The organism is Photobacterium sp. MCCC 1A19761, assembly GCF_037389125.1.
Classification (GTDB): Bacteria; Pseudomonadota; Gammaproteobacteria; order Enterobacterales; family Vibrionaceae; genus Photobacterium.
In genome coordinates, this window is the sequence record NZ_JAZGTF010000009.1 from 174,198 (window position 1) to 190,369 (window position 16,172).

Consider the following 16,172-nt stretch of genomic DNA (forward strand, 5'->3'; position numbering starts at 1 on the left):
TATAGGGTAGCCGAGGTCGGCTTAGGCTTGTGCGGTTTCAGGTGCTTCTGCGCCTTGTGCGGATTCAGGTTGTGCATTGCCCGGCAGGTAGGCCCCAATTGCTTTCGGGTAGAGCCAGCCGCCGAAGGCTGCGCCGAAAATCGGAGCCAGCATCGGTACAATCAGGTAAGGAATATCTTTGCCGCCCGTCAGTGCGATATCGCCCCAACCGGCCAGGTAAGCGAAGAACTTCGGACCTAAGTCACGGGCCGGGTTCATGGCGAAACCGGTGAGTGGGCCCAGGGAGCCACCGATCACGGCAATCAGGATCCCGATTAGTACCGGACCCATGGCACCACGTGGCGCGCCGTTTTTCTCATCGCCGATCGCCAGGATGGCAAACATCAGGACCGCAGTGATCACAAACTCCACTGCAAACGCGCCGCCGAAGGACAGGGCCGGGTTCGGGTAGGTTGAGAAAATACCGGCGGTGGCCAGGCTGGCCTCGCTGCCGCGAATGATCTGGTGGCTGGCTTCAAAGTCGGTAAACAGGTTGCCGTACAGGGTGTAGACCAGGGCCGCCGAGCAGAATGCGCCGAGCATTTGCGCGGCAATGTACGGGCCGACTTTACGCTTGTCGAAGCCGTGGAACAGGGCGAGGGCGATGGTGACCGCCGGGTTAATGTGGGCCCCGGAGACACCGGCGGTGCAGTAGATGGCGATGGTGACGCCAAAGCCCCAAACGATGCTAATTTCCCACTGGCCGAATTCCGCCCCGGCCAAAACCAGTGCGGCGACACAGCCGACGCCGAAGAATATTAACAAGCCGGTCCCGATAAACTCGGCGATGCATTCGCCAAGCAGTGTGTGTTGCTTTTGGGTTGTCATGGTTGCTCAGTCCTTTTGTCAGAGTGGTTGGGTCATTGTTTTTCTTATTCGCTCTTAATGTACTCAAATTAAACGTGATGAAAATGTTAAGAAATAAAAACTGTGCGTTCGAGCATAAAATAAGGCTGATTTTGTTCGCTAACGCAAACGGTTTCGTTTTGTATGATTTATGCGCAGGTTGCGCCCTTGGCGGTGGTGAGATTGCAAAGCCTTGCGGGAGAAGCGGCGAGCGATGGTTTTATCTGTTTGATCCAAAAGTAAAAAGCCCGGACACTTTGGCCGGGCTCGCCCAAATGGGGCAATGTCTTGGATAATTCCAAGAGAGATACGATCAAGCTAAAAATTAGCATGCCCTTGGTGCATGAAAATTGAGTCCGATCGCAATTTTACCCATTTTCGTTCGAGCCCGCCGCCCGGGCCGGTGCGCGGCTCTCGCGCACCGGCGAAGGAAACCGGACAGGGGTCAAGAACGCGGGAGGAAGCGGTAGTAAAATCAGCGTCAGGATTGGGCAAAAAACGCTCACTTGCCACAAAGCGACCGATTTGTAGATGCCAGACGGCAGTGGCCTCGTTAGAATAGGTGCAACAGTAATGTAATTATGCCTGAGGGAAATTACCTTAACGGTTTAGGGTAATCAGCCAGGCGGAGACCGGGTGAACAATATGTCATTAGAAATGTTGGAAAAGCTAGAAGCCAAAGTGCAAATGGCTGTTGATACAATTTCCCTGCTGCAAATGGAAGTTGAAGAACTGAAAGAAAAGAATGATGCTCTGGCCAGCGAAGCGCAAGAACTGCGTGCCGGTCGTGAAACGCTGGAGCAGGACAATGCCAAACTGCGCAATGACCATCAGGCATGGCAAGAGCGCGTTCGCAACCTGCTGGGTAAAATGGACAGCGTAGAATAAGCGCTACCCCTGCCGGGCGGATGCATTGGCCGCCGTTTGACGGTATCAGGATGCAAAAAACAGAGCCGGGCGGCTCTGTTTTTGTTTGGGGGCGATCCGCGCCGGTCGAACTATTCGATATCCAGCGGCTCCGGTGAGAGGATCACGCCGGTATTGTCGGCATAGAGGTGATCTTCCGGCAGGAAGGTCACGCCGCCAAAGTTGACCGGCACATCGACGTCCCCGGTCCCTTGCTGATCGGCGCCGACCGGGATCGAAGCCATGGCGTGGATCCCGATCTCCAGCTCATCAAGCTCATCGACGTGGCGCACGCAACCATACACCACCAGCCCTTCCCATTCGTTGTTGGTCGCCAGCTGGGCAATTTCAGCATCAACCAGTGCCCGTCGTAGCGAGCCGCCGCCATCGATCAGCAATACCCGTCCGACACCGGACTCCTGCAGCACCTCACGGATCAGACCATTGTCTTCAAAACATTTGATGGTGGTGATCTGGCCGCCAAATGAGCTGCGACCGCCGTAAGAGCTGAACATGGGCTCAACAACATCGACCTGGTCCAGGTAAATATCGCATAGTTCGGAGGTATTGTATTCCATAAGCTCGCTTCTTCTTTGTGGCAATAGAAAAGTTGTTGCCCGGCGGTACGCCGACCATCGGGTACAGGCTAACCTGTTGAAAGTATAACCACCTGCGAGGGCATTGCAATCCTCGTTGTCCAAAGCGTCGTACGGTGGCCGTCAGAGCCCGGCCACTGCACGGACGCTTTCCCTATGCCGCCAGCACCACCCCGGCAGCAAACAGCAGGTTGGTGAGCAGGGCACATTTGACCATGGTGGCCATCATCGGCCGCAACGCCGCACCGTCCGCGGCCTGCAAGACCTGCTGGCCGTGGCGAAACAGCAGTGGGGCGCTCAGGGCAAACAGCCAGCCGTAGGGCGATTCCAGCTCCAGCACGGCAAACAGCGCTAGGCACAGCACGCTGGCCAGCAGCAGGCACAGGTGATATTTCCGCCCCCAGCTTGGCCCCATCCGCACCGCCAGGGTCAGTTTGCCGCAGGCGCGGTCGTTATCGATATCCCGCAGGTTGTTGATATTGAGCACGCCAACGGCCAGCAGGCCGCAGGCGGTGGCCGGCAGCATGATCACCGAGTCAATCTGGCCCGCTTGCAGGTAGTAAGTCCCGGCCACACCGAGCCAGCCGAAGAACATCAGCACGGACAGATCGCCCAGCCCGCGGTAGCCGTACGGCTTATTGCCGACGGTGTAGGCAATGGAGGCGGCAATGGCCATCAGGCCGAGCAGGAGAAAGCCGACAATATCCTGCGGGGTGCTGCAGGCAATCAGAATCAGGCTCAGGCCGCTGCTGACCGTCAGGATGATGTTGAGGATCATCGCATTGCGCATTGCCTCGGGCGTGATTTGCCCGGACTGAATTGCGCGCTGCGGACCCAGACGATCGGCGTTATCGGTGCCTTTGGCGGCATCGCCGTAGTCATTGGCCAGGTTCGACAAGATTTGCAGCAGCAGGGCGGTGATCAGGGCGAGGCCGGCGATCAGCGCGGAGAAGTGTCCCTGCCAGGCGGCGACGGCGCTACCGCTGACAATGGAGGTGACGGCCAACGGCAAGGTTTTCGGTCTTGCCGCATCAAGCCAGATTGCGAATGAAGAAGGAGTCATAATGTGCTTAATTCGAAAACCATCGAAGAGCTATTATGGCGGATATGCAGCGTGGGGCAACTTTATCGGCCCAATGTTTGTCCGAGAACAAAAAACGGTGCCAGCTGGCACCGTTTGGGAATTGTGTCGCAGGTGCATCTCGCGCGAGGCGTTACAGGATAAAGCGGCTCAGATCTTCATCTTCTACCAGCTCACCCAGACGCTCGGTGACATAGGCATCGTTGATCACGATTTTCTCGCCGGATATCTCGGTGGCCTCGAAGGACAGCTCTTCCATCAGGCGCTCCATCACCGTGTGCAGGCGGCGGGCACCGATGTTCTCGGTTCGCTCGTTGACCTGCCAGGCGGCATCGGCCAGCTTGTCGATCCCGCTTTCGTCAAACTCGATGTTCACCGATTCGGTGGCCATCAGGGCCTGGTATTGCTCGGTCAGCGAGGCATTCGGCTCGGTCAGGATGCGCTTGAAGTCATTGCTGCTCAGGGCTTCCAACTCGACGCGGATCGGCAGGCGGCCTTGCAGCTCAGGGATCAGATCCGAAGGCTTGGCCACCTGGAAGGCGCCGGAGGCAATGAACAGGATGTGGTCGGTGCGGACCATGCCGTGTTTGGTCGACACGGTGCTGCCTTCAACCAGCGGCAACAGATCACGCTGAACCCCTTCCCGCGAGACATCCGGGCCGGAGGTTTCGCCGCGCTTACAGATCTTGTCGATCTCATCGAGGAACACGATACCGTGGTTTTCGACCGCGAAAATCGCTTTCTCTTTGAGTTCTTCCTGGTTGACCAGTTTGGCCGCTTCCTCTTCGGTCGCTGCCTTCATCGCGTCTTTGATTTTCATCTTGCGCTTTTTGGTCGTGTTGCCGGCCAGGTTCTGGAACATGCCTTGCAGCTGGTTGGTCATCTCTTCCATGCCCGGAGGGGCCATGATTTCCACACCCATTTGCGGCGCCGCGACATCGATTTCGATCTCTTTGTCATCCAGCTTGCCTTCACGCAGCTTCTTGCGGAACGACTGGCGGGTCGCGGAACTGTTGTCTGCGGCTTCATTCTGGCCCCAGGCATCGCGGGCCGGTGGTAGCAGCACGTCAAGGATCCGATCTTCAGCCTGCTCTTCGGCGCGGAAACGGACTTTTTCCATCGCCTGCTGGTGGGTCATCTTCACCGCAACATCCGTAAGGTCGCGGATGATGGTTTCGACTTCTTTGCCGACATAGCCGACTTCGGTAAATTTGGTCGCTTCGACCTTGATGAACGGCGCATTGGCCAGTTTGGCCAGGCGACGGGCGATTTCGGTTTTACCGACCCCGGTCGGGCCGATCATCAGAATGTTTTTCGGGGTCACTTCGACCCGCAGCTCTTCAGGAAGCTGCATGCGGCGCCAGCGGTTACGCAGGGCAATGGCTACAGCGCGCTTGGCTTTGTCCTGACCGATGATGTGGCGATCAAGCTCGTGGACGATTTCGCGAGGCGTCATCTCAGACATAGGGCTTCCTTACTTGCTCTCAAGTTCTTCGATGGTATGGAACTGGTTGGTGAAGACACAGATATCCCCAGCAATTTTCAGCGATTTTTCTGCAATCTCCCGGGCATCGAGATCGGTGTTCTCCAGCAGGGCCGTTGCCGCCGCCTGGGCGAAGTTGCCACCGGAGCCGATGGCGATCAGGTCATTTTCCGGCTGCACTACATCGCCGTTGCCGGTAATGATCAGCGAGCAAGTTTCATCGGCCACCGCCAGCAGGGCTTCCAGGCGTCGCAGCATGCGATCAGTGCGCCAGTCTTTGGCCAGCTCGACCGCGGCTTTCATTAAGTGGCCCTGGTGCATTTCCAGCTTGCGCTCGAAACGCTCGAATAGAGTGAAGGCGTCCGCTGTACCGCCGGCAAAGCCTGCCAGTACTTTATTGTTGTATAAACGGCGCACTTTGCGAGCGTTACCTTTCATCACGGTATTGCCCAGGGACACCTGGCCATCACCGGCGATAACAACTTTACCGTTTCGACGTACAGATACGATTGTGGTCACGGTTTTACCTCTTTGAGTCTGTCCGGCCTGGGCCGGTATCGGTATAGAAGTATATTTGGGGATCAGGGGGGCGGTTTTCAAGGAAGGGGCCAAAAGAAAAGGATGCCGGCGGGGCATCCTGTTCTTGTGGCGGCTGCGTGCCGGTTTATTCCCAGAACCAGATGGCGCAGGGTTCAATACCGGCCCGGCGCAGCTGGTTGCGGTCGCTCTCGGCTTTGCGCTTTTGTGGGTACGGGCCGAGAATTACCCGGTACCAGCTGCCTTTTTCACCCTGGCTGACCTTAATCTGGCTGGTCAGTCCCTGGAAGGCAATCATGGCTTTGCGCTGCTCGGCCTGATCGGCACTGCGATAGGCACCGCATTGCATCAGGTAGGGCCGGGTGGGTTGCTGTTGTGCTTTGGCCTCAACCTTCACTTCTTTATTTTCCAGCTCTTCAATATAACGCCACTTCTCCTCCGGCTTCGGCGGCAGGGTGGTTTGCGGCTTCGGCTCGGGTTTTGGCGCAGGCTTGGGTGCCGGTTTCGGCGCCGGTTTGGGCGCAGATTGGAGCGCCGGTTTGGGCTGCGTCGTGGTCGCCGGCTTCGGGGCCGGGCTGGTGGACAGAAAATACAGGCCGTAGCCCAGGGCACCGACCAGGCAAAGCGCAATCAGCGCCCATTTGATCGGAAAGCCGCCGGATACCGGTGCCTTGCGAGAATTGCGGGTCGACTTCTTCGGCGCTCGCCCACGTTTGACATAATCTTTTGTGGCCACAGTCTGATTCTGTATCAACGGAAATAACAATGGCCGTTATGGTACAAAGTTGCGTCGGCACTGACCAGTGGCGGGAGTCAATCCGGCGTGTAAGCCGGGATGCGTTTGAGTGATTTTTGTGAGCTTATGCCCAAAACATAAGCCCACAGCGGGTTTTCGTGTCTAGTTTAGGCGACAGGCGGTGCTGCACTTTCCCGGATCACCAGCTTGGCATCGAGCAGGCGCGAGCCGGAGCTGATGTCTTTGCCTTGCAGGATATCGAGCAGCATCAGCATTGACTGACGACCGATTTCATAGCGTGGCTGCGACACCGTGGTCAGTGGCGGATCGCAGTACTCGGCGAACTGGATGTCATCGAAGCCGACAATCGACAGATCCTGCGGGACCTGGAAGCCCAGGCGTTTGGCCTGTTGCATGGCACCGATTGCCATCACATCGTTGTGACACAGCAGTGCCGTGGGAGGCTCCGGAAGCGACAGCAGGGCCGTGACGGCGCGGGCACCGGCGGCAAAGGTGAAGTCGCCCTTGACGGTATAGGCCGGATTGAGCTCGACGCCGGCGCGGCGCAGGGCCTGTTGGTAGCCCTGCGAGCGGAACTGGCACAGCGCGGCCGTGTCCGGTCCGGCGATTTGGGCGATCCGCTTGTGGCCCATCTGAGTCAGGTAGTTGACGGCTTCAAACGCAGCGGTCAGGTTGTCGATGTGGACCGTCGGTAGCTCCAGCTCTGGTGCAAACTCGCAGGCCATCACCATCGGCGGCAGGTTTTTCTGCTCCGGCTTGCTGACATCAAACGGCAGATCCGTGCCGAGCAGCAGCATCCCGTCCGCCTGCTTGGTAAACACCAGGTTGACGAAGGAGTTTTCTCGGGTTTTTTGTTGCCCACTGTCACCCAGGAGGACCAGGTAGCCGTGTTCCATCGCTGCTTCCTCGATCCCGCGAATGATCTCGGTAAAGTAAGGATCGCAGATGTCCGGCACGATTGTGACAATGGTTTTTGATTCGTTACGACGCAGATTCCTAGCCAGGGAGTTGGGGGAATAGCCAGCATCCATGACGGCCTGCTCAACCTTTTTGCGGGTTGAGGCCGACACTTTTTCCGGGTTCATCAGGGCACGGGAGACCGTGGCCGTCGAGACGCCGGCTAGCTGGGCAACATCCTTCATTGTCGCCATAGTTGCAGTTCCTCTCTATTTATTATTTCTCTCATTATTGCCGGAGGATCCTAGCCAAACCGGGCAGATACCTTTACCAGCGAGCCTACTATTGTAGGCGCTCCTTCCGGGATTAAACATGGTCAAATTAGCATAAATTACATCCGGGATGTGATGTAAGTCGCATTGTTCATTTTAAGTTAAATCCTGGGGTTCGACATCGATCGACCACCGAACTTTCCGGGCCAGCGGCAACATCTGGATGGCCGGTTTGGCCACGGTCAGCATGCGTTGCAGGGTTTTGCGATCCGGGGCCTGGAGCAGCAGCTGCCAGCGATAGCGCCCGGCCCGGCGGGCCAGCGGGGCCGGATTGGGACCGAGGACCGGTGTGTATTGGTCATACAACGGGCTGGCTTCGAAAATCCCCCGCACCTGCTGCAAAAACTGCTCGGTCTGCTCGCTGTTGTTGGCCTCGGCCCGAAACAGGGTCAGGTAGGTGAACGGCGGCAGCCAGACCTGCTTGCGCTCGGTCAGTGCGCTGCGGGCGAAGGCATCGTAGCCCTGGTGGAGGAGGGCCTGCAGCAGAGCATGCTCGGGATGGTGGGTCTGGAGCAGCACTTCCCCGGGTTTGCTGGCCCGTCCGGCCCGCCCGGCAACCTGAATAAACAGCTGGGCCAGCCGCTCGCTGGCGCGAAAGTCGTTGCTGAACAGGGCGCTGTCGACATCAATCAGGCCGACCAGGGTGACATCCGGAAAGTGGTGGCCCTTGGCCAGCATCTGGGTGCCGATCAGGATCTGGTATTCGTTGTTGCGGATCGCTTCAAGGTAGTTCTCCAGGCTGCCCTTGCGCCGGGTGCTGTCGCGATCGATGCGGACGGTTTTGTAGTCGGGGAACAGGGTCGCCAGCTGTTGCTCAAGCTGTTCTGTGCCGACTCCGACCGCATGGAGCTGAGTCGACCCGCACTGGTGGCACTGGGGCATCACCGGCCGCTGAGTGGCACAGTGGTGGCAGCGCAGCTCACCGGATTGCTGGTGGAAGGTGTAGTAGGCGTCGCACCGTTGACACTCGGCCAGCCAGCCGCAGGCGTGGCACATGATGGCCGGGGCAAAGCCGCGGCGGTTGAGAAACAGCATCACCTGGTTGCCCGCTTCCAGATGTTTGCGCATCTGGGCGATCAGCGGGGCGGAGAGCCCGGCTTCCAGGTACAGCCCTTTGACATCCAGCACCCCGTGGCGGGCCTGGCGGGCATTGCCGGCGCGGCGGGTCAGGGTCAGGTGGTGGTACTTGCCGGTGTTGGCATTGTGCAGGCTTTCCAGCGCCGGGGTCGCCGAGCCGAGAATGATCGGAATGTTTTCCTTACTGGCGCGCATCACCGCCAGATCGCGGGCATGGTAGCGCAGGCTGTCCTGCTGCTTGTACGAGGCGTCATGCTCTTCATCGACAATGATGATCCCGAGGTTATGGCACGGGGTGAACAGCGCCGAGCGGGTCCCGATAATAATTCCCGCCTGGTTGTCTCGCCCGGCCAGCCAGGCCGACAGCCGCTCGGTGTCATTGAGTCCGGAGTGGACGGTTTGCAGCGGCACATTGAAGCGGCGGCGAAAGCGGTTGATGGTTTGCGGGGTCAGGCCGATCTCCGGGACCAGGATCAGCGCCTGTTTTCCCGCTGCCAGCACCGGCTCGAGCAGGTTGAGGTAGACCTCGGTTTTGCCGGAACCCGTCACGCCTTCGAGCAGGTAGCCGCCGAAGCCGGGATTGGCGTTGACCGTCGCGACGGCCAGGGCCTGCTCTTCGTTGAGTCGGGGCTTCTCCTCGGTGATGGCAAAGTCGTCGGCCCAGGCCCGTTGCGGCGGCCGGGCTTCGCAGGCTTCGATCCAGCCCTTGTCACTGAGGGTTTTGAGAATCGCGGCGCTGATCTCCTCGGCCAGCAGGGCTTCGTGGCTCCAGCGGTCACTACGCAGCAGGTTCAGGACCTGGGCCTGACGCGGGGCCCGGGTCGGCAGCGGCTGATCGCGGCCGGTGTCGGTCAGTTGCCAGACCTTGAGGCTGGCCGGCGAGGCTTCACGCCCCTTGCGCAGCAGGGTCGGCATGGCATTGGCCAGGGTGTCGCCGAGCGGATACTGGTAATAACTGCTGGCCCAGCTCAGCAACTCGAACAGGGAATCCGGCCACAGCGGCGCGGGATCGAGCACGGCCGAGATCCCTTTGAGCTGGGTGAGCGGGAAATCAGACTGATCGGTGAGGGCGATCACCACCCCCACCAATTGCTGGCGGCCAAACGGCACCCGCACCCGGGCGCCGATCACCGGGGCCTGGTCGGGCTTGATCAGGTAGTCGAACTGTTTATCCAGGGGAACAGGGAGTGCCACGCGGGCAATCTTGGAGGCCATAACAAACCGCAATTTTCAGCATTGACTAAGATCAGAGAGTGTACCTTGCCCGGAGGCAGGCGCAAAGTGGCGAAAAAGGGAGCGTATCAGTTGATTTGGGCGGATTGTTTGATTACTATACGCCGCCTGATTCGGTGTACTGGAACCCCCATTACGCCTATTGTTATTAACGACGTGTGGTGCCCGGCTTTGGATCGGGAGAGCGACACGGCCTTACTATTGAGGTTATCCCATGAAACAAGGTATCCACCCAGAATACACAGAAGTAAACGCGAAATGTTCTTGCGGCAACGCGTTCGTATTCAAGTCAACTCTGGGCAAAGACATCAACCTGGATGTTTGTGACAAGTGTCACCCATTCTACACTGGTAAGCAGCGTCAAGTGAGCACCGGTGGTCGTATTGACAAGTTCAACAAGCGTTTCGGTGCGCTGTCTAGCAAGTAATTGCCAGAAGACTTCCGAAAAAAGGGGACGCCAGGCGTCCCCTTTTTGTTTTCCCGCAGCCTGCGCGCAAATTAGTCTATTCTGCCGCGATTGCCGGACGGAGCCGGGATGTTTACAGGCCAGTGCGAGGATTTCCACCCATTTTGCGGTATGCGGATCATAAATTCGCGATACCTGACTACAGCAGTGGGAGATTATTGGCTCGACCAGCCGGGCTCGGCTAGGATTTTCTACCGCTATAGCATATGATTTATCTCCCACTACACCAACTGAACCTCATTTTCTTTCAGGATCTGAAACACTATGTCTGAAGACTTTCGCCAACAAGCGCTTCATTACCATGCTTACCCTGTACCAGGCAAAATTGCCGTAGAGCTCTCCAAGCCTGCTGATACTGTTGAAGACCTTGCCCTCGCTTACAGCCCGGGTGTGGCTGAGCCGGTGCGTGAAATCGCCCAAAACGCTGACAATGTTTACAAGTACACCGCCAAAGGCAATATGGTGGCGGTGATCAGTAACGGCACTGCGATCCTTGGCCTGGGGAACCTGGGCCCGCTGGCATCCAAGCCGGTGATGGAAGGTAAAGCCCTGCTGTTCAAGCGTTTTGCCGGTCTGGATTCGATTGATATCGAAGTGAAACACCGCACGATTGACGAGTTCGTCGATACCGTGGCTAACATTGCCGATACATTCGGCGGCATCAACCTGGAAGACATTAAAGCGCCGGACTGCTTTGAAATTGAAAAGCGTCTGATCGAGCGTTGCCAGGTGCCGGTGTTCCACGATGACCAGCACGGCACCGCGATCGTAACCGCGGCCGGGATGCTCAATGCTCTGGAACTGCAAGGCAAAGAGATCAGCGAAGCCGTGATCGTCTGCCTGGGTGCTGGTGCGGCTGCCGTGGCCTGTATGGAACTGCTGATCAAGTGCGGTGCGCAGCGTGAGAAGATCTACATGCTGGACCGTAAGGGCGTGATCCATACCCGCCGTGACGACATCAACGAATACAAGCAGCTGTTTGCCAACAATACCGACAAGCGCACGCTGGAAGACGTGATCGAAGGCGCAGACATTTTTGTCGGCGTGTCCGGTCCGGATCTGCTGTCACCGGAAGCCCTGAAGCTGATGGCTGACAAGCCGGTGGTCTTTGCGTGTTCTAACCCGGATCCGGAAATCAAGCCGGCGCTGGCGCATGCCGTACGTGATGATCTGATCATGGGCACTGGCCGTTCGGACTATCCGAACCAGGTCAACAACGTGCTGTGCTTCCCGTTCATCTTCCGCGGTGCCCTGGACGTGCGCGCCAGTGCGATTAACGACGAGATGAAACTGGCAGCCGTGAAGGCGATCCGTGAACTGGCCAAAGAGCCGGTCCCGGCAGAAGTACTCAAAGCGGCTGGCGTGGACAGCCTGGCCTTCGGTCCGGAATACATTATTCCGAAACCAATGGATCCGCGTCTGCTGCCGCGCGTGGCCAAAGCCGTGGCGGTGGCTGCGGTTGAATCCGGCGTTGCCCGAATCGACATGCCGGTCAATTACATGGCTGACAAATAATTCAGCCGGATAGGAAAAAACCAGCCCACGGGCTGGTTTTTTTGTATCTGGCGGCAGAAAAGCAGCGATTATTCGTTGATGTCTTCGTACTTGATGCCCATCTCGTCCATCAGGGCTTTGGCCTCGGCCGGCAGATCATCCGGACGGTCTTTGCGGATGTCATCGTCGGTAGGCAGCGGCTGACCGGTGTAGGCATGCAGGAATGCCTCGCACAGTAGCTCACTGTTCGTGGCGTGACGCAGGTTGTTGATCTGACGGCGGGTACGCTCATCAGTCAGGATTTTCAGTACCTTCAATGGAATCGAAACGGTAATTTTTTTGACTTGCTCGTTTTTCTTACCGTGTTCCGCGTATGGGCTGATGTACTCGCCATTCCACTCTGCCATTTTCTACCTTCTCAGCGATATTGGATTGATTAAATTAGATGATGGGTGAATTTTAGCGGGATTTACCGCCACAAGCAAAGACATATGGACGTCCAGAAGTGTTGACGTCTTTATGGTTTGTGGCTAATGTTGGTGCTAATCCGTTCTGCACCGCAGGGCCAGCCCTCAGACAAGGAAAGTAAATATGAGTGACAAGAAGCGAGCGACCGTTGCCGTCCGCGCTGGGATCGAATCGGACACCCAATTTAATGCGGTGGTGCCGCCTATCTACCTTACTTCGACTTATAGCTTCTCACAACTGGGGGAAGTGCCGCAGTTTGACTATTCCCGCTCGGGCAACCCGACCCGCAATACGTTGGCCGAAGCGCTGGCTGCGCTGGAAGGGGGCGCCGGGGCCGTGGTAACGAACTGCGGTACGGCGGCGATCAACTTGCTGGTCACTGCCCTGTTGGGGCCGGATGACCTGGTGGTGGCTCCGCATGACTGCTATGGCGGCACGTACCGCCTGTTCCATACCCGGGCTCAGAAAGGGGATTTTCAGGTCTGTTTTGTCGATCAGACCGATCCGGTCGCGCTGGCGGCGGCACTGGCCAAACAGCCCAAGCTGGTCTGGGTGGAAACACCATCCAACCCGTTGCTGCGGGTGGTCGATATCGCCGCCGTGTGCGAACAGGCGCATCAGGCCGGGGCGCTGGTTGCGGTGGACAACACCTTCCTGTCGCCGATCCTGCAACAGCCGATCGCCCTGGGGGCGGATTTTGTCGTCCACTCGACCACCAAATACATTAACGGCCATTCCGACGTGCTCGGCGGGGTGCTGATTGCCAAAACATCGGAGCAGGCGGAAACCCTGGCCTGGTGGGCCAACTGCATTGGTGCCACCGGCGCGCCGTTTGATGCGTATCTCACGCTGCGCGGCCTGCGGACCCTGGCTCCCCGGATGAAGCTGCACGAAGAGAACAGCGCCCGGATCCTCGCTTACCTGCAAAGCCAGCCGTTGGTCGGGCAAATCTACCATCCGAGCCAGCCCGAGCATCCGGGCCATGCGATTGCGCTCAAGCAGCAGCAGGGATTCGGCGCGATGCTCAGTTTTGAAATCGCCGGCAGCCAGGCACAACTGGAATTGTTTGTCCGCCAACTGCAATGCTTTTCTCTGGCGGAGTCCCTTGGCGGGACCGAAAGTCTGATCTGCCATCCGGCCAGTATGACCCACCGGGCGATGTCGGACGAGGCGCAAGCCGAAGCGGGCATCAAGCCGTCCCTGCTCCGGTTGTCTGTGGGGCTGGAAGATGCCGATGATTTGATTGCCGATTTGGCGCAGGCGTTTGCCCTGGCAGCGGAGGTGACGGGATGAGCCAGCCGATAACACGACAACTCCACAAATTTGGCGGCAGCAGCCTGGCGGACCCGGCGTGTTATCGCCGGGTGGCCGAGATCATCGGTGAATATGCCGGTCCTGAAGATTTGATTGTGGTTTCCGCCGCTGGCAAGACCACCAATCAGCTGATCGCCTGGGTCGAGTTGCTGCGAAAAGATGGCCGGCAGGCCCATGACGCGTTGCAGGATCTGCGGGCGTTTCAGCAGGCACTGATCAGTGAGCTCGTGACCGGCCCGGCTGCGGATGATCTGCAAACTCAGCTCCACCTGGAGCTCAGTGCGCTGGCCAAGCTCAGTGGTCCGGATTTGACGGAAGCGGCGGTGGCCGCGGTACTTGGTCATGGCGAGCTGTGGTCTGCCCGGTTGCTCGCCGCGTTGCTGGCGCAACAGGCGATGCCGGCGACGTACCTGGATTCCAGGACGTTTTTGCGGGCCGAGCGGGCCGCGCAGCCGGAAGTCGATCGCGCCCAGTCCTGGCCGTTGCTGACGGCTGAGCTGGCCCAGCACAGCCAGCACCGGATTGTGATCACCGGATTTATGGCCCGCAATGCGGCCGGTGAAACCGTACTGCTGGGTCGCAACGGCTCGGATTATTCAGCCACGGTGATCGGCGCCCTGGCGGAAGTGGCGCGGGTGACGATTTGGAGCGATGTTGCCGGGGTGTACAGCGCCGATCCGCGGCTGGTGGCGGACGCCTGCCTGTTGCCGCTGTTGCGGCTGGATGAAGCCAGCGAACTGGCCCGTCTGGCAGCGCCGGTGCTGCACAGCCGGACGCTGCAGCCGGTGGCCCAGAGCGCGATTGATCTGGCCCTGCGTTGTAGCCATCAGCCGGAATCGGGCTCGACCCGGGTCGAGCGGGTGCTGGCCTCGGGGCGCGGCGCAAAAATTATTACTTCGCTTGATGATGTCTGCCTGATTGAGCTCGATATTGCCCGCTCGCATGATCTGGCCCCGATCCAGGCCGAGCTGGCCAGACTGCTGCAACGGATTCAGTTGCCGCCGCTGGCGCAGAGTGTCGAAGCCGACAAGGGACGGATCCGGCTCGCCTATACCCGGGAAGTGGTCAACGGGGTGCTGGGCTCGCTGCAGGACAGCGGGATCACCGCCGAGCTGCGGCTGCGGGAAGGCTTTGCCATGGTTGCGGCTGTGGGCGCCGGGGTGATCGGTAATCCGGTTCATTGTTACGGTTTCTCGCATCAGCTCAAGAATCAGCCGGTGGAATTTATCAGTGAATCGGAGCAGGGACTCAGCCTGGTGGCGGTGTTGCGCCGGGTCGATACCCGGGCGCTGATTGGCCAGATCCACCAGAGCCTGTTCCAGGCCCAGAAGCGCATTGGCCTGGTGTTGTGCGGCAAAGGCAATATCGGCAGTCGCTGGCTGGAACTGTTCCAGGAAGAGCAGGCCAACCTGGAAAAACGTCACGGCAAGAGCTTTACCTTGATTGGCGTGGCCGGGAGCGACCGCCACTGGATTGATTTTCAGGGCATCGATCCGGCGCGGGCCCTGACGGCGTTTGAAGATGAAGCCGTTTCATACGGGGAAGGGGAGCTGTTCCAGGCCCTGGCCAACCATCCTTATGATGATGTGGTGCTGCTGGATGTCACGGCCAGTGCGGCACTGGCGGCGAAATATCCGCAAATTGCAGAGATCGGCCTGCACCTGATCTCTGCCAACAAGGTGGCCGGCTCGGCACCGGGGCCGCAGTACCATGCGGTGCAGGATGCCTTTGCTAAAAGCACCCGGCACTGGTTCTATAACGCCACCGTCGGGGCGGGATTGCCGATCAACCACACGGTGCGCGATTTGCTGGAGAGCGGAGATGAGATCCTGGCCCTGTCGGGGATTTTCTCCGGCACCCTGTCCTGGTTGTTCCAGCAGTATGACGGCAGTGTGCCGTTCTCCCAGCTGATTGAGCAGGCCTGGCAGCAGGGGCTGACAGAGCCGGATCCTCGCCATGATCTCGATGGCAGCGATGTGATGCGCAAGTTGGTGATTCTGGCGCGTGAATCCGGGTTGACGCTGGAGCCGGAGCAGGTCCGGGTGGAGTCGCTGGTGCCGGATGAGCTCGCATCGCTGAGCCTGGACGGCTTCTTTGAGCAGGGAGAAGTGTTGGACCAACGGCTGGGCAAGCGCTTGGCAAAAGCCCAGAAAGACGGCCTGGTGCTGCGCTACGTGGCGCGGCTTGATAAGCAGGGGCGCGCTGTCGTCGGCGTCGAGGCGCTGCCGCCGGAACATGCGCTGGCCAACTTGTTGCCATGTGACAACATCTTCGCGATTGAAAGCCGTTGGTACCGGGATAACCCGCTGGTGATCCGCGGGCCGGGGGCCGGCCGGGATGTGACTGCCGGGGCGCTGCTGTCGGATATTAATCGTCTGGCGGGCTTGTTATAGCAAGCACCCGTTCGCGTTGATCCTGTTTTTTCGCGTCAGAGCAGTGAAAATTGCCGCCTATACTTGTCTTGATGGCGGTAACCACTCCCTGGTATTCAAAAGCCCGCAGACTGCGGGCTTTTGTGTTTTGGCCGGTCCGTCGGTGGATGAAGATCATGCACGATCAAGTTGAGTAAATTTCATGATGGGCAGGTTGACAAGAAATTGGTTACAAGACATTCTGTAGACATATAGACGTCTAAACGGTTATTTG

The 16,172-nt window shown here is 58.7% G+C and carries 14 protein-coding genes; 5 read left to right on the plus strand and 9 right to left on the minus strand.

Annotation, left to right across the window (positions count from 1 at the left end):
• Positions 1 to 21: 21 nt before the first annotated feature.
• Positions 22 to 867 (minus strand): MIP/aquaporin family protein, encoded by an 846-nt coding sequence (locus VV869_RS11210; protein WP_337735020.1) that lies wholly within the window; start codon positions 865 to 867, stop codon positions 22 to 24.
• 663 nt (positions 868 to 1,530) lie between these two features.
• On the opposite strand from VV869_RS11210, the gene zapB reads away from it, so the two are divergent.
• Positions 1,531 to 1,773: a cell division protein ZapB gene (gene zapB / locus VV869_RS11215; protein WP_337735021.1), complete on the plus strand. Its 243-nt coding sequence runs from the start codon at positions 1,531 to 1,533 to the stop codon at positions 1,771 to 1,773.
• A 110-nt stretch (positions 1,774 to 1,883) separates the two neighbouring features.
• On the opposite strand, the gene rraA is transcribed toward zapB, so the two are convergent.
• From rraA to priA, 7 genes are all read right to left on the minus strand, one after another.
• Positions 1,884 to 2,369, minus strand: coding sequence for a ribonuclease E activity regulator RraA (rraA, locus tag VV869_RS11220; RefSeq protein ID WP_261601521.1), 486 nt, complete (start codon positions 2,367 to 2,369; stop codon positions 1,884 to 1,886).
• Positions 2,370 to 2,541: 172 nt separating this feature from the next.
• Complete coding sequence (locus VV869_RS11225) at positions 2,542 to 3,450, minus strand: 1,4-dihydroxy-2-naphthoate polyprenyltransferase (RefSeq protein ID WP_337735022.1); 909 nt, start codon at positions 3,448 to 3,450, stop codon at positions 2,542 to 2,544.
• Between the two features lie 151 nt (positions 3,451 to 3,601).
• Entirely contained in the window at positions 3,602 to 4,933 is a 1,332-nt protein-coding gene (gene hslU, locus VV869_RS11230) for an HslU--HslV peptidase ATPase subunit (RefSeq protein ID WP_337735023.1), read from the minus strand.
• A 9-nt stretch (positions 4,934 to 4,942) separates the two neighbouring features.
• Positions 4,943 to 5,470 (minus strand): ATP-dependent protease subunit HslV, encoded by a 528-nt coding sequence (gene hslV, locus VV869_RS11235; RefSeq protein ID WP_261601524.1) that lies wholly within the window; start codon positions 5,468 to 5,470, stop codon positions 4,943 to 4,945.
• Between the two features lie 145 nt (positions 5,471 to 5,615).
• Positions 5,616 to 6,224 carry an SPOR domain-containing protein gene (locus tag VV869_RS11240; protein ID WP_337735024.1) on the minus strand — a complete coding sequence of 203 codons (609 nt, stop codon included), beginning with the start codon at positions 6,222 to 6,224 and terminating at the stop codon, positions 5,616 to 5,618.
• A 167-nt stretch (positions 6,225 to 6,391) separates the two neighbouring features.
• The gene (gene cytR / locus VV869_RS11245; protein WP_337735025.1) at positions 6,392 to 7,396 is read right to left on the minus strand and encodes a DNA-binding transcriptional regulator CytR; all 1,005 of its coding nucleotides are present in this window, start codon (positions 7,394 to 7,396) and stop codon (positions 6,392 to 6,394) included.
• Positions 7,397 to 7,570: 174 nt separating this feature from the next.
• On the minus strand, positions 7,571 to 9,766 hold the full coding sequence (gene priA, locus VV869_RS11250) for a primosomal protein N' (protein ID WP_337735026.1): 2,196 nt from the start codon (positions 9,764 to 9,766) through the stop codon (positions 7,571 to 7,573).
• Positions 9,767 to 9,998: 232 nt separating this feature from the next.
• Here priA and rpmE point away from each other — a divergent pair, with 232 nt between their 5' ends.
• Together rpmE and VV869_RS11260 are read left to right on the plus strand one after the other, a co-directional pair.
• On the plus strand, positions 9,999 to 10,211 hold the full coding sequence (rpmE, locus tag VV869_RS11255) for a 50S ribosomal protein L31 (RefSeq protein ID WP_255389192.1): 213 nt from the start codon (positions 9,999 to 10,001) through the stop codon (positions 10,209 to 10,211).
• Positions 10,212 to 10,514: 303 nt separating this feature from the next.
• Positions 10,515 to 11,765: a malic enzyme-like NAD(P)-binding protein gene (locus VV869_RS11260; protein WP_261601529.1), complete on the plus strand. Its 1,251-nt coding sequence runs from the start codon at positions 10,515 to 10,517 to the stop codon at positions 11,763 to 11,765.
• A gap of 68 nt (positions 11,766 to 11,833) precedes the next feature.
• Here VV869_RS11260 and metJ read toward each other — a convergent pair whose 3' ends face one another.
• Positions 11,834 to 12,151: a met regulon transcriptional regulator MetJ gene (gene metJ, locus VV869_RS11265; protein WP_255389194.1), complete on the minus strand. Its 318-nt coding sequence runs from the start codon at positions 12,149 to 12,151 to the stop codon at positions 11,834 to 11,836.
• A 184-nt stretch (positions 12,152 to 12,335) separates the two neighbouring features.
• Between metJ and VV869_RS11270 the strand changes: the two genes are divergently transcribed.
• Entirely contained in the window at positions 12,336 to 13,505 is a 1,170-nt protein-coding gene (locus tag VV869_RS11270) for an O-succinylhomoserine (thiol)-lyase (protein WP_337735027.1), read from the plus strand.
• Positions 13,502 to 15,919: a bifunctional aspartate kinase/homoserine dehydrogenase II gene (locus VV869_RS11275; protein ID WP_337735028.1), complete on the plus strand. Its 2,418-nt coding sequence runs from the start codon at positions 13,502 to 13,504 to the stop codon at positions 15,917 to 15,919. The genes VV869_RS11270 and VV869_RS11275 overlap by 4 nt, the downstream gene beginning before the upstream one ends.
• Positions 15,920 to 16,172 lie beyond the last annotated feature (253 nt).